Below are 13627 nucleotides of genomic sequence, written 5' to 3'. Positions count from 1 at the left end.
ATCGACCAGTTGAGGATGTACCGTGCCAGACAAACGTACTGACGACCAGAGCGCTCCTGCCCGCCCGGTGTCTGCCGCAAAGCGAACCCGCGACGAGCGCGATAGTTTCGACACGCAGGGTGACGACTACCACAGTGAGCTACCGCCGCACACGATCGACAACCTCGCCGCGTCATTGCCCGAGAGCCTGAGCGTTCCGATCGAGGTGACGTTCGGGCCTCGCCGCTCGGTGGCTGCAGCCGTTCGGCCGTCTTTGGTAGCGGGCAACGGAACCGAGACAACGCGCATCGTGTCGGCCCCGTCCACGCACACCGTCGAAATCTCAACGCCAGCGCCGACCCGAGCAGGCGGCGCCAGTTTTGCCATCGAATCACTTTCACGAGCGGATGCTGCCTCCTCTGTCCGGCGCGAACGCATCCGCACCGAAAACAGCACAGCCCCCGAGTCCGCGTCCATGCTCACGTCTGATCGCCTGCTCGCGGTCAACCGCAAGACCCGCAAAGCGCCGCAGGGCGTCTGGCCTGAATTTGTCTATGCGCTGACGCTGCACCTGGTCAACCTCGGTGACTCCGCCAAGGTGCGGGCGTATAAAGAAATGGATGAGCGTATTCGTCGCCAGTTTGACGGCGGTACGCGATTCGTGCCGATCCTCACCCGCAAGGGTGGCGTGGGCAAGACCACCGTCACGACCCTGCTCGGTATGGCCTTGGCCGACGCCCGCGACGACCGCATTATTGCCATCGACGCCAACCCCGACCGCGGCACACTGTCCGAACGCGTCAGCAAGCAGACACGCTCGACCGTTCGCGACGTCGTCTCGAAGGCCGCGTCGATCGGCAATTTCACCGACTTCTCCTCTCTGGTCTCCCGCGACGAGACCCGCCTCGACATTCTCGCCTCCGACACCGACCCGTTGCTCTCGGAAGCATTCGATGAGAACGACTACAACGTCGTCGCCGATCTGGCCGCCCGGTACTACTCGATCGCGCTCACCGACTGCGGCACCGGCATCGTGCATTCGGTCATGCGAGCTACGCTGCAGCGCGCCGACTCCATCGTGATCGTCTCCGGCGGCAGCGTCGACGAGGCACGTTTGGCCTCTGAGACGCTCACCTGGCTTGAAGCAAACGGATACGGTGAGCTGGTGCGCAACGCGATCGTCGCGATCAACACTGCCACCCAGGGCACCAATCTGGTTCGGCTTGAAGAAATCGAGGCGCACTTTCGCTCCCGCGTGCGCGAAATCGTGCGGATTCCCTACGACCCGCAACTCGCCGCCGGCAGCGTCGTGTCGTACAAGGACCTGAAGCCGATCACCCGGCTGGCCGCACGCACCCTTGCCGAACTCGTCGTTGAGGGCCTCCCCGCCGACCGCAACCTCTAACCGGCCGCCGACTCACTCGCCGTTCACCAGCCGCCCTACCGAGGAGTTTCCCCGTGCCCGAACGCCAGATCCGTCTCTTCGGAGATCCGGTGCTGAAGACCGTCTCCGATCCCATCAACGGGATCGACGACCGGGTACGCGGTCTCGTACAGGACTTGATCGACAGCGTGCGACTGCCCGGTCGGGCCGGCGTTGCCGCGTCGCAGATCGGAATCAACCTGCGCGCCTTCAGCTACAACGTCGACGGCGTCATCGGCTACATTCTCAACCCCACGGTCGTCGAACTCTCCGGCGAGCCTGAACTCGTCGACGAGGGCTGCCTCTCCGTTCCCGGCCTCTGGTACCCCACCAAGCGCTACCCGTTCGCCCGAGTCACCGGCATCGACCTCGACAACAATCCGGTCGAACTCTCCGGTACCGGCATCATGGCGCAGGCCCTCCAACACGAAACCGATCACCTCGACGGCTTTCTCTACATCGACCGCCTCGACAAAATCAACCGCAAGGCCGCGATGAAGGAAATCCGGGAGTCCACCTGGTTTTAGCCCTGCAACCACAGGTTGACCGGGCGAAGTCTTGAGTGCCTGTGAAATGAGCGCGCGGGCGGAGCCCAGCGGCCACGTTACTCGCGCAGCGAGATGCCCTCGGTCACCGGCGCCCCCGAATACATGGCGTCGATCTCGCCGGCGAAATCTCGCAGAATAATGTTGCGCTTGATGCTCATTTTCGGCGTCAGGTGCCCGCTGTCCTCGGTGAGCTCAAGAGCGAGCACCGTGAATTTGCGAATCGACTCCGCCCGCGACACTGCCTCGTTGGCATGGTCGACCGCTCGCTGGACTTCGGCGAGCACGGCTTTGTTGACGGATGCCTGCGCGAGCGACATGCCGGCATCCTCGTGGTTGTTGTTGAGCCAGACCGGCAGCATGTCGGGGTCGAGGGTGATGAGCGCGCCGATGAACGGCTTTTGGTCGCCCACAACGATGACCTGGCTGATGAGCGGATTTGCGCGAATGGGGTCTTCCAGGGCGGCCGGTGCCACGTTTTTGCCACCGGCTGTGACGATGATCTCTTTCTTACGCCCGGTGATGGTGAGATAGCCGTCGGAATCAAAGTCGCCGATGTCGCCGGTCCTCAACCAGCCGTCGTGAAAGGTGTCTGCGGTGGACTGTGGGTTATTCCAGTACTCCTTGAAAACGTTGACGCCCTTGACCTCGATCTCGCCGTCGTCCATGACGCGCACCGAGACGCCGGGCAGTGGGGGTCCGACGGTGCCGATCTTGGCCCGCGTAGCCAGGCCCACATTGGCGGGGGCAGTCGTTTCGGTCAGGCCGTAGCCCTCCAGAATGACGATGCCGAGGCTCTTGAAGAAGTGACCGAGGTGCGCGCCGAGCGGGGCAGAGCCGGAGACTGCCCAGACGACCTTGCCGCCCATGGCGGCACGCAATTTGCTGTAAACCAGCTTGTCGAACAGCGCGAATTTGATCTTCATCCCGAGCGGAATCGATGTTCCCGCCTGCACCAACTGGGAATGCTCGACCGCCACATGCGCGGCGGCATCGAAGATTTTGCCCTTGCCGCCGGCGATGGCCTTCTGCTGGGCCGAGTTGTAGACCTTTTCGAAGACCCGAGGTACCGCGAGCAGAAAGGTCGGTTGAAAGCTGCCCAGCGCGGCCAGGAGCGTCTTGGTGTCGCCCTGGTGGCCGACCCGCACCCCCGCGTGCACGCACAAGACCGAGATGAAACGCGCGAAGACGTGGGCGGTGGTGATGAACAAGAGGGTCGAGGCGCCTTCGGGGTGAACCAGTACCTCCTTGAGCGCGACCGCGGCATTGCGGCTGGTCTCGAGAAAGTTCGCGTGGGTGAGCACGCAGCCCTTGGGCTTGCCGGTCGAACCGGAAGTGTAGATGAGGGTCGCCATATCATCGCCCACGGCGAGATTACGGCGGCGTTCGATTTCCGCATCCGTCACGACGACGCCCCCGGCGACGAGCTTGTCGAGGTCGCCCAGATCGATCTGCCAGACCGAGCGGATGTCGGGCAGCTCCGGATGCACCTCATCGAAGCGGGCGAAGTGATCGGCGGTTTCGACGATGACCGCCATGGCGCCGGAGTCGCTCAGGTTCCACTGCACCTGTTTGGGTGAGCTGGTCTCGTAGACGGGCACCAGAATTGCCCCGGCGAACCATACCGCGAAGTCGATCAGGGTCCACTCGTAGCGGGTCTTGCAGATAAGCCCGATCTTGTCGCCGGGCTCAATGCCGGCGGCAGTAAAGCCCTTGGCCAGCGCCACGACCTGCGCATGAAATTCCCGAGTGGTGACGGGAAGCCACTGGCCGTCACGTGGCAGCGAAAACAGTGCCAGATCGGGAGTCGCGGTCAGACGATCCATCAGAAGATCAGTGATGTTGGCGCCAGGATCGGCGGGAACGACGGCGGGCATATCAAACTGTTTCACGGCAACTCCTTTGGTACCGGCTGAACGTGCCCACTGCGCAGTCGCGAGAGAATCCTTCGGTGAGCGGGTGTTTCGTCCAGCGGCAAACTGGTTTAGTACACTCTAGACGGTGTCCTGCGTGGCGGTCCGGCAGACGGACGCAGCTTTTTCTCAGGCCGAGAAAGAAAGGTGGCCCGTGCACGCCATAGGTATCGATATCGGGGGCACCAAGATTGCCGGAGCGCTGGTCGACGAGGCGGGGACCATCATCCGGTCTGACCGGCAGCCGACGACGCCGGGTCACCCGGATGAGATCGAAGATGCTGTCGTGGCGATGGTGCTGGCGCTGTCCGAGGGCGAAGACGTCGTCGCTGCCGGGGTCGCTGCCGCCGGTTTCATCGACTCCGCCCAGTCGACCGTGTACTACGCACCGAATATCAGCTGGCGCAATGAGCCGTTCCGCGACAAGCTCGAGGCTCGACTCGATCTGCCCATCATCATCGAAAACGATGCCAACGCGGCCGGCTGGGCGGAGTTTCGCTTCGGTGCCGGTCGCGCGTACACCGACATGGTCACCCTGACTGTCGGTACAGGCGTGGGCGGCGCGATCGTGACGGGCAACGCCTTGTTCCGCGGAGGCTTCGGCGCGGGCGCCGAACTGGGGCACCTCCGGGTCGTTCCGGACGGGCTTCCCTGTGGCTGCGGAGCCCATGGCTGCCTGGAGCAGTACGGCTCAGGTCGGGCGCTGCTGCGGATCGCCAACGAATTCGCCGATGCCGGCGGTATCGGCTTGGGCCTGGCCGGTGCCCGTGAGCGACGCGGCAAACTCACCGGCAAAGAGGTAGGGCGGCTGATTCAAGACGGCGACGGCGGTGCTCTCGCGGCCCTGCGTCAGTTGGGCGGTGCCCTCGGGCAAGCCTGCGCCAGCCTGGGCGCCGTGCTCGATCCGCAGGTGTTCGTGTTCGGCGGGGGAGTGGCCGCGGCTGGCGACCTGTTGCTCGAGCCGATTCGCGCGGCCTACCTCGATTTTCTCCCCGCCCGCGGCTACCATCCGGAAGCGGAGTTCGCCATTGCCCAGCTCGTCAATGACGCCGGTGTGGTCGGCGCGGCCGACCTCGCCCGAATACACGCGGTGCGCTGAGCGGATGCCGTGGGCGGGGCTGGGCGCGGCATCCGCTTTGCTGTGGCAGGCGGACTAAGCTTTCGAGGTCGGATGAAGGAGTGCGAATGTTCTATTGGGTCATGAAGAACATCGTCATCGGCCCGTTGTTGCTCTCGCTGTTTCGCCCGTGGATCATCGGCCTGGAGAACATTCCGAGAACCGGTCCGGTGATTTTAGCCAGCAACCACCTGTCGTTCATCGACTCGGTGTTTCTGCCGCTTGTCGTACCGCGTCGTGTGGCATTTCTCGCCAAGAGCGACTATTTCACCGGCACGGGTCTCAAGGGCTGGGCCACGCGGCAGTTTCTCACCGCGGCGGGGCAGCTCCCCATCGATCGCTCCGGCGGTAAGGCCTCGGAGGACTCGCTGAACACCGGCCTGCGAGTGCTCGGCGAGGGCCGCATCCTCGGCATCTATCCCGAGGGCACCCGCAGCCCCGACGCCCGCCTCTATCGCGGACGTACCGGTGTGGCCCGCATGGTGTTGGAATCGGGCGTGACGGTCATTCCGGTGGCCATGATCGATACCGAGAAGGCCATGCCGACCGGCACGCGCGTTCCCCGGGTGCGTCGCATCGGGATCGTGATCGGCAAACCGCTCGACTTCACCCGGTTCGCGGGCATGGCGGGGGACCGGTTCGTCCTACGCAGCGTCACCGATGAGCTCATGTATGAGTTGCAGCGACTGAGCACGCAGGAGTACGTCGACGTCTACGCTTCCTCGGTCAAGGAAAAGCGGGCCAGCCTTTCGCGATAAGCTGCCTGAAGTGCTGTCCGCGATTATGGCGGTGCAGCACCTCATCCATTTCGGGTCGGTACACGTTGTACGGCCCAGCAGAGAAAACAGGAACCATCCCGTGGTAGACCCCACCGAGCCCATCGTTGCCGCAGAAGCCTCTGTCATCACGGGACTCGACCACTGGCGCACGCTGCCGATCAAGCAGCAGCCGACCTGGCCCGACGCGGCCAAGGTGGCGGCGGCATCCGCCGAGCTGGCGACCCAGCCGCCGCTGGTTTTCGCCGGTGAGGTCGACATTCTGCGCGACCGGCTCGCTCAGGCCGCCGGCGGGCAGGGTTTTCTGCTGCAGGGCGGCGACTGCGCCGAGACCTTCAACGGCGCCACGGCCGATCAGATCCGCAATCGCGTGAAAACCGTGCTGCAGATGGCCGTCGTGCTCACCTATGGTGCCTCGATGCCGGTGATCAAGATGGGGCGCATGGCCGGACAGTTCGCTAAGCCCCGCTCGAGCGACTTTGAGACGCGCGGCGACGTGACGCTTCCGGCTTACCGCGGCGATATCGTCAACGGGTACCCGTTCACGCCCGAGTCGCGCGAGGCCGACCCAGACCGGCTGGTCAAGGCGTACCACACGTCAGCTTCGACCCTCAATCTCATTCGCGCGTTCACGCAGGGTGGCTTTGCTGACCTGCGCCAGGTGCATAGCTGGAATCAGGGTTTTGCCGCTAACCCGGCCAACCAGCAGTACGAAAAAGTTGCCAAGGAGATCGACCGCGCGATCAAGTTCATGATCGCCTGTGGCGCTGACTTCGAGGCCATGCGGCGCACCGAGTTCTACACCAGCCATGAGGGCCTGCTGATGGACTACGAGCGGCCGATGACCCGTATCGACTCGCGCACCGGAACGCCATACAACACCTCGGCCCACTTCATCTGGATCGGCGAACGCACCCGCGACCTCGACGGCGCACACGTGGACTTTTTGTCGCGCGTACGCAACCCGATTGGCGTCAAGCTTGGCCCGACCACCTCGACGGACGACATGTTGCGACTCGTTGACAAGCTCGACCCGAACCGCGAACCCGGTCGCCTGACTTTCATCACCCGCATGGGCGCCGGCAAGGTACGCGACGCCCTGCCGCCGCTGCTCGAGGCCATCAAGGCCAGCGAAGCAACGCCGCTGTGGGTCAGCGACCCGATGCATGGCAACGGTGTCACCACGCCGACCGGTTACAAGACGCGTCGTTTCGACGACGTCGTCGACGAGGTCAAGGGCTTCTTCGAGGCACACCGTGCCGTTGGAACTCACCCCGGTGGAATCCATGTCGAGCTCACTGGCGACGACGTCACCGAGTGCCTCGGTGGTTCCGAGCACATCGACGAGGCCGCTCTGGCGACCCGGTACGAGTCGCTCTGCGACCCGCGCCTCAACCACATGCAGTCCCTCGAGCTGGCCTTCCTGGTGGCCGAGGAGCTCGCCGCCCGCTAGCCCCTTTTCGGACGGGGCCCGGGCCCCGTCCGTGGGCCCAGTTTATAAACTGGGCCCACGGACGTAAGGTGGGCCCGGGATCAGCCGAACGGGTTCGTCGGCTTGAGCGATATCGTGCTGCCCTTCGGCAATGACGTACCAGCTGCTGGATCCGTCGACGCTACTTGAATGAGCGAGGAGTAGATCGGTGCATCCGCGCCCGGGTTGTAGGTCAGTTTAAAGCCGAGCGCGGTCAGGGCGTTCTTGCCGTCGGTCCAGGACATGCCGACGACATTGGGTACTGTGACCGGCTCTGGACCGCGGGAGATGACCAGGGTGAGGGTAGCGCCCGCGCGGATGGTGCCCTCGGGCACCTGCGCGGCAATGACGTCGCCCTCCGCGATCGTGTCGCTGTACGTCTGCTCACCCGAGACCACGAGCAGGTTCTTGCCGACCAGAATGTCGGTGGCCTCGGCCACGGTCTTGCCGTCGACGTTGGGAATGGACCCGAGCGACACGACGAGATTCACGGTCAGGCCTTCGAAGTACTCGCCGCCGGCCGATAGGTCGGCGCCATCAGATTCCTTGCTCGCCGAAATGAGTGATCCCTCGGCCTCATCGCCGCTGAAGACCGGATCGACGCTGCCCACCACGGCGTTCAGATCGGTGATGGCAGCTGATGCCGCCTCCTGCGTCAAACCGGCCAGGGTGGGCAGCGTGATGGGCTGCAGGCCCTGGGAGACGATGATCGTGACGGTGCTGTCTTGCGGAACCCGGCTGCCGGTATCCGGATCGGTGCCGATGACGAGTCCCTCGGCGATCGTGGCGCTAAATGCGCCGCCGAGCTTTGGGATGAGACCGAGTTCGGTCAACTGCGTCGACGCGGCCTCGGGGGAGTCCGACGCGAAGTTCGGGACGGACACGTCTGACCCGGGCCCCGAGCCGAAATACCAACCGGTACCGCCGAGGGCAGCGGCGATGAGAATAACGAGGGCGAAAAGCCAGAACCCGCGGCGCTTGCGCTTATGTGCTTTCTGGGTCAGCAGGTCGCCGCTGTCGGGCGGATCGACCGGACCGGTGCCGACCGGGTGAAGACCGAGCAAGGTCGCGGCGGGAGGTCTTGTGGAAGCGAGCTTGGCGTCGAGAACCTGCGTTTCGGCATCCGCGACCGCGTTCGCGCCGGTGCGCAGGCTGGCGGGCAGCACCATGGTCGACTGCAAAGCCAATTCCTGAGTACCGTCGCGTACCAGCACGCTCACGTCATGCAGTTGATCGAGCATGACCCTGGCGTCTCGGGGACGATCTTCTGGGTCGCGCGCAGTAGCCCAGAGCACGAGTTCGTCGAGTTCGCGGGGAACGGAGGCGACCTTGCTGCTCGGCATCGGCACGGTGTCGTTGGCGTGCTGGTAGGCAATCTGCATCGGTGCCTCGCCCACATAGGGTTGCTCACCGGTGAGCATTTCGAAGGTCATGATGCCGAGGGCATAGATGTCGCTGCGTGCATCCGCGATACCGCGGGTGACGAGCTCGGGAGAAAGATAGGCGATGGTTCCGAGCAGGGCCTGGCCGGCCGCAGTGTTGTTGTTGACCGCGCGCGCCAGGCCGAAATCGCTGATCTTGATGCGGCCGTCATCGGCGAGCAGCACGTTCTCGGGCTTGACGTCGCGGTGCACGATGCCCGCCTTGTGGGCGGCCGCCAGCCCGCTGAGCACGGCTTCGAGAATATCGAGCGTCTGCTCGGGGGTGAGGTGACCGTAATCCTTCAGCAGGTCCCGAAGGGTGATTCCGGGAAGATACTCCATCACGAGATAGGCCATGTCCGCGTCCTGACCCTGGTCGAAAACGTTCACGACGTTGGGGTGGGCGAGGCGGGCGGCCGACCTGGCCTCCTGAATGAACCGGACCTTGAACGCGCTGTCGTCAGCGAGATGGCCATGCATGATCTTGATCGCGACCCGGCGTTCGAGGCGCAGATCGGTGGCCAGATAGACCGTGGCCATGCCGCCGCGCGCAATGCGCGAGCGCACTTGATACCGGCCGTCAATAAGACGGCCTATCATCGGGTCGGTCGCAGGAACGCTCACTCCTAGATTCTACGGAACTCGGCGGCGGCCAAGACGCGCGGCGCGCAGAAGGGCGCCAGCCAAGTCGGGGGCCACAGGGTCAACTGCCAAGCTAGCCGATTTGGGACAGCCATGCCTGCGCTGACGTTTCCCACTTGGCGTAATAGTCCGGGAAGGCCGATACCTGCACGGCCTGGGCAGCTTGGGTCACAGTCATCGACTCCCAACCCGCGATATCGAGCAGACCGCGGGTCACGTTCGGGTTGGGGTTGCTTGCGCCGCCGAAAAAGGCGAGGCTGGCCCGCACGGGATCCATCACCTGCTCCGGCGTACCCCAGCCGGCACTCGGACGCTGTTGGAACAGGCCGAGGGAATCCCGATCGCCATAGTCCACATTCCGCAGCCCGGATTCCTGGGCGGCCGCAGCCAGCGCGACGACGAGACCGGCATCGCTCACACCGGCTCCCCGCCCAACGGCCACGATCGTCTGCGCGTTCTGCCGCATTTCCTCTGTCATCGGAGTCACCAGACCCGCCGTCGCCACGGGAATCAGTGCAGCTACCGAAACGGATGCCGGTGTCGGCGTGACCGGCAGAGTCAAGACCTGTCCCGGGTAGATGATGCTCGACCAGCCCAAGCCATTAGCGTCGAGCACCGCCTGCACGCTCACCCCGGCCGCGTTAGCCACGGCAGTGATGGTTTCGCCCATGGCGATGGTCCGGGTGGTCGCTGCGGCGATCTCGGTGCCCGGCACGACATACGCCGCCGACTCCAGCGCTGGAGACGCCGCGAGGAGGATGACCTGTCCGGGGTAGATGACGCTGCGCCCGTTCAGTCCGTTGGCACTCAGAATGTCCGCGGTCTTCAGTGAGTGGGCGGCAGCGATGCCGCTGATGGTGTCGCCGCTTTGCACCGAGTACGAGGCGGATGCTGCCGGCGCGGCCACGACGGTGGCTGGCACCGCCGCCGAGGCCAGGGTTAAAACCTGGCCCGGAAAGATCAGGGCCCGGGAATCGAGACCGTTCAGTGCCAGCACGACCGCCGTCGACAGGCCGAACCGGGCGGCGATGCCGCTCACGGTATCGCCATCCAGGACCGAGTACCGGTCAGGGGCAACCTGCACGGTGGCGGTCACCGCGGGCACCATTCCTACGGGGCTGGTTTCGGCGAGCTTGGACTTGAGCGGCTTCTTGGCCAAGGCCTGTGCCTGGGCTGGAGCAGCCAGGTTGAGGCTGATCGCGAGGGTACTGACCAGCACGATTGGCACGGTCAACGCTGCCGAAAGGGAACGCAGGTCACTGGGCTTCTTCGCACGCCGCTTTGCTGCGGCGTCGCTACCGAAGAAACTACGACCGGAGAGGGCGACGCTGCCTGCTTCGTCAACGGTCGCATTTCGAGCGGCGGATGCCGCGGCGTCCGCCATAGTCGTATTCACCTTGGTCGACATGGTGCTCCGTTCATTGTGCGCACGCGCGTAATCCAGACAGCAAGTACAGCATCGGGTCGAATGCAGCATTCCCCACAGCGAGGTTTTCACAATTATGAGAGGGAGTCAATTGATCAAGCGACCGGAGAGGGCGGTTCACGACTCAATAGTGCCGCGAAGTTTTGCCGCGGCCCCAAATCATGGGAAGCTACACGAGTGAATGACGTGTCTTCAGAGCCCGAGTGGCTTACTATTCCTGCCCTTGTCAACCTGCTCGGAATGAGCCAGAGCCGCGTGCGGCACCTGATCGACGACAAATACCTCCTGGCCATCCGGCGCGACAACGTCGTGTCGGTTCCGTCGTTGTTCTTGCGAGACGGCGCTCCCGTACCCGAACTTCGCGGCACGCTGTTCGTTCTGGCCGACGACGGATTCACGGACATGCAGGCCATGACCTGGCTACTCGAGGTCGATGACAGCCTGGGGGTGCCGCCGATCGAAGCTCTCCGGGCCGGCCGCAAGGCCGAAGTGCGTCGGGTCGCCCAAGCCCTGGCTTAGACAGGGGTTCGACTCAGCGGGCCGGCGTACTGCCGATCAAAACGCTCGACGCGTCACCCGATCGGTCAGGTCCAGCAACTTCTGCCGTGCACGGGCACCGATGGGCGCGCTGCTCAGAGCAGCCAGGGCCTCGGTAACCTGGGATTCGATGAGCGCCTCGACTCGGTCGACGGCGCCACTGGCTGTGATGAGCTGCTGCAGGGAACGAATCTGTGCGGCATCGAGCGTTGGATCACCGAGCTGTGAATCGAGCGATGCTCGGTCGGTGGTAGTCAGGCGTTCCCGTGCCAGCGCGATCAACACCGTGCGCTTGCCCTCTGTTAGGTCGTCGCCGCTTGGCTTGCCGGTCACGGCGGCGTCGCCGAACACACCGAGCAGGTCGTCGCGCAGCTGGTACGCCATGCCCAGCGGCAGGCCGAATGCACGCAGCGAGTTCAACTGGGCGGCCGAGGCGCCCGCTAGCGCTGCGCCGATCACGAGCGGGGCCTGAACGCTGTACTTCGCCGACTTGTAGACGATCACGCGCAGGGCCCGATCGAGGAGTTCCGCCTCCGGCTGGGCCAGCCAGGCGCGTTCCTCGAGAATGTCGAGGTATTGGCCGGCCGTGACCTCGGTGCGCATGAAGTTGAATTCAAGCCTGGCACGCCGGGCGGAGGCCCGATCTTCGAGCTCTTCAAGCCCCTCGTCGAGCAGTTCATCGCTCCAGCCCAGCAGCAGGTCGCCGAGCAGAATGGCCGACGCCCGGCCATAGGAGGCAGGGTCACCGGCCCAGCCCTCATGTTCGTGCAACTGTTCGAATAATTTGTGGGCGCTCGGCGCACCTCGACGGGTATCGGAATTGTCGATGATGTCGTCGTGCACGAGCGCCGCCGCGTGAAAAATTTCGAGGGCACTGGCGGCTGACACAATTGCGCCCAACCCGGCTGGGGCTGTCAAGCCCGTCGTTGGCCGGACCTGTTCCGGGCCGGAATCAGGCGGTAAAACGCTCTGCGCTCCCCAATAACAGAACTGCGCTCGGAACCGTTTTCCACCGCTGAGAAACTGCCGTGAGTAGTCAACGAGTGCAGTCAAATCGGAGCTGATCAGAGTCACAATTGGTTCGCGGGACATGAGGTACGCGTCGATGCGAGATTGAACCAAGTCGATCAGGCGTTTGCTTTCAGGCACACGTGTAGCCTAGCCATCCTGGCGGGGCTAGAATTAGGCTAGTCGAGCTTGCCCGGTGCGAATTTGTCAAATCACCCGCTCGATCCCGTAACTGGAGGGAATGAGATGCCGCTTTCGGAACAGGAGCAGCGACTCCTTGAAGAGATGGAGCGCAGCCTTTATCACAACGATGCCGACTTTGTCGCCAGCGTCGGAGTGTCCAGGCTTCGCCCGAACTACCGTTCTATCGCGCTCGGTGTGCTGCTCGCCGTAGCCGGCATCGTCGCCCTCATCGCCGGTGTCGCCATTGCGCAGCTGTGGCTCGGCATTGTCGGCTTCGTCATCATGTTCGGCGGCGTTCTCATTGCCGTGACTCCCGGCCGGGCCATTCGTTCGGTACCCGGACCGTCGTCACCCGGTCGTCGCCCAGCCCAAGCCAAGTCCAACCAGGGCTTCATGGACCGCCTGAATGACCGTTGGGACCGACGGCAAGACGGTCAGTAATCTCAATCCACTCCAAGCCTCCACCGGGCTTCGACAGTTAAAAAACTTCCAGTTCACAAGGGCCGATCATCTGATCGGCCCTTTTTTTGTGCCCAAAAACGCGCTGTCTGCAAGCGTTCTTGACGATGCTGCTCCATTTTCCTCCACCGCTACTCTTCAATGATTTGCGGTGTATATGGCGCTTTTTTTGAGAAAATACGTCAAAAAACTTAGGTGGGTGGTTGGAGGTGGAGTAAAGTGGAGCCACACCTGAATCTGGCCGGAAGAAAGGGGTGCGCGTGTTCCTTGGCACCTACGCCCCCCGGCTCGACGAAAAAGGTCGCATCATTCTTCCCGCGAAGTTTCGGGATGAACTCTCCACCGGTGTGGTGATGACACGGGGACAGGAACACTGCATCTACGTGTTCAGCACCCGCGAATTCGAAACGCTGCACGACAAAATCCGCCAGGCACCCGTCACGAGCAAGCAAGCTCGGGACTACCTCCGGGTGTTTTTGTCGGGTGCGAGCTCGGAAACACCGGATAAACAAAACCGCGTCACCATCCCCGGCAACCTCCGCAGTTATGCGGGGCTCGACCGGGAATTGACCGTCATCGGTGCTGGCAGCCGAGTCGAGATTTGGGACAGCGAAGCGTGGGCCACGTACCTCGCCGAGCAGGAAACCTCGTACGCCAACACGACGGAGGAGGTGATTCCGGGACTCTTCTAGCCCCTGGTGCCTGACTCCCCGCCGTTTTTGCCCTG

12 protein-coding genes are annotated in these 13627 nt (G+C 63.7%); 8 read left to right on the top strand and 4 right to left on the bottom strand.

The window, feature by feature from the left end; all coding sequences use genetic code 11:
• Positions 1 to 22: 22 nt before the first annotated feature.
• Together CXY74_RS15915 and def are read left to right on the top strand one after the other, a co-directional pair.
• Positions 23 to 1384 carry a MinD/ParA family protein gene (locus CXY74_RS15915; protein WP_233193459.1) on the top strand — a complete coding sequence of 454 codons (1362 nt, stop codon included), beginning with the start codon at positions 23 to 25 and terminating at the stop codon, positions 1382 to 1384.
• A gap of 53 nt (positions 1385 to 1437) precedes the next feature.
• Positions 1438 to 1929: a peptide deformylase gene (def, locus tag CXY74_RS15910; protein ID WP_104201325.1), complete on the top strand. Its 492-nt coding sequence runs from the start codon at positions 1438 to 1440 to the stop codon at positions 1927 to 1929.
• A 77-nt stretch (positions 1930 to 2006) separates the two neighbouring features.
• On the opposite strand, the gene CXY74_RS15905 is transcribed toward def, so the two are convergent.
• Positions 2007 to 3839, bottom strand: coding sequence for a long-chain fatty acid--CoA ligase (locus CXY74_RS15905; RefSeq protein WP_104201324.1), 1833 nt, complete (start codon positions 3837 to 3839; stop codon positions 2007 to 2009).
• A gap of 175 nt (positions 3840 to 4014) precedes the next feature.
• On the opposite strand from CXY74_RS15905, the gene CXY74_RS15900 reads away from it, so the two are divergent.
• The 3 genes from CXY74_RS15900 to CXY74_RS15890 all read left to right on the top strand — a co-directional run bounded on the left by CXY74_RS15900 (position 4015) and on the right by CXY74_RS15890 (position 7206).
• Positions 4015 to 4959: an ROK family glucokinase gene (locus CXY74_RS15900; RefSeq protein WP_104201323.1), complete on the top strand. Its 945-nt coding sequence runs from the start codon at positions 4015 to 4017 to the stop codon at positions 4957 to 4959.
• An 86-nt stretch (positions 4960 to 5045) separates the two neighbouring features.
• On the top strand, positions 5046 to 5735 hold the full coding sequence (locus tag CXY74_RS15895) for a 1-acyl-sn-glycerol-3-phosphate acyltransferase (protein WP_104196186.1): 690 nt from the start codon (positions 5046 to 5048) through the stop codon (positions 5733 to 5735).
• Between the two features lie 100 nt (positions 5736 to 5835).
• Positions 5836 to 7206 carry a class II 3-deoxy-7-phosphoheptulonate synthase gene (locus CXY74_RS15890; protein ID WP_233193458.1) on the top strand — a complete coding sequence of 457 codons (1371 nt, stop codon included), beginning with the start codon at positions 5836 to 5838 and terminating at the stop codon, positions 7204 to 7206.
• Positions 7207 to 7286: 80 nt separating this feature from the next.
• Here the strand turns inward: CXY74_RS15890 and pknB are convergent, their stop codons facing one another.
• Both pknB and CXY74_RS15880 read right to left on the bottom strand, forming a co-directional pair.
• The gene (gene pknB, locus CXY74_RS15885; protein ID WP_104201322.1) at positions 7287 to 9269 is read right to left on the bottom strand and encodes a Stk1 family PASTA domain-containing Ser/Thr kinase; all 1983 of its coding nucleotides are present in this window, start codon (positions 9267 to 9269) and stop codon (positions 7287 to 7289) included.
• Between the two features lie 91 nt (positions 9270 to 9360).
• Positions 9361 to 10695: a LysM peptidoglycan-binding domain-containing protein gene (locus CXY74_RS15880; protein WP_233193457.1), complete on the bottom strand. Its 1335-nt coding sequence runs from the start codon at positions 10693 to 10695 to the stop codon at positions 9361 to 9363.
• 204 nt (positions 10696 to 10899) lie between these two features.
• On the opposite strand from CXY74_RS15880, the gene CXY74_RS17775 reads away from it, so the two are divergent.
• Positions 10900 to 11232 carry an Rv2175c family DNA-binding protein gene (locus tag CXY74_RS17775; protein ID WP_369827365.1) on the top strand — a complete coding sequence of 111 codons (333 nt, stop codon included), beginning with the start codon at positions 10900 to 10902 and terminating at the stop codon, positions 11230 to 11232.
• Positions 11233 to 11268: 36 nt separating this feature from the next.
• Here the strand turns inward: CXY74_RS17775 and CXY74_RS15870 are convergent, their stop codons facing one another.
• The gene (locus CXY74_RS15870) at positions 11269 to 12342 is read right to left on the bottom strand and encodes a polyprenyl synthetase family protein (protein WP_233193624.1); all 1074 of its coding nucleotides are present in this window, start codon (positions 12340 to 12342) and stop codon (positions 11269 to 11271) included.
• A 162-nt stretch (positions 12343 to 12504) separates the two neighbouring features.
• Here CXY74_RS15870 and CXY74_RS15865 point away from each other — a divergent pair, with 162 nt between their 5' ends.
• Both CXY74_RS15865 and mraZ read left to right on the top strand, forming a co-directional pair.
• On the top strand, positions 12505 to 12882 hold the full coding sequence (locus CXY74_RS15865; protein WP_104201318.1) for a DUF3040 domain-containing protein: 378 nt from the start codon (positions 12505 to 12507) through the stop codon (positions 12880 to 12882).
• 278 nt (positions 12883 to 13160) lie between these two features.
• Positions 13161 to 13592 carry a division/cell wall cluster transcriptional repressor MraZ gene (gene mraZ, locus CXY74_RS15860; RefSeq protein WP_092110083.1) on the top strand — a complete coding sequence of 144 codons (432 nt, stop codon included), beginning with the start codon at positions 13161 to 13163 and terminating at the stop codon, positions 13590 to 13592.
• Positions 13593 to 13627 lie beyond the last annotated feature (35 nt).

It is taken from the genome of Cryobacterium sp. Y29 (assembly GCF_002929825.1).
GTDB lineage: Bacteria > Actinomycetota > Actinomycetes > Actinomycetales > Microbacteriaceae > Cryobacterium.
This window is presented reverse-complemented; position numbering and strand designations above follow the sequence as displayed.

Coding starts and splice junctions, on each gene's coding strand:
- CXY74_RS15895 (WP_104196186.1), top strand. CDS start 5,046: ATGTTCTATTGGGTCATGAAGAACATCGTCATCGGCCCGTTGTTGCTC.
- CXY74_RS15870 (WP_233193624.1), bottom strand. CDS start 12,342: ATGTCCCGCGAACCAATTGTGACTCTGATCAGCTCCGATTTGACTGCA.
- CXY74_RS15865 (WP_104201318.1), top strand. CDS start 12,505: ATGCCGCTTTCGGAACAGGAGCAGCGACTCCTTGAAGAGATGGAGCGC.
- CXY74_RS15880 (WP_233193457.1), bottom strand. CDS start 10,695: ATGTCGACCAAGGTGAATACGACTATGGCGGACGCCGCGGCATCCGCC.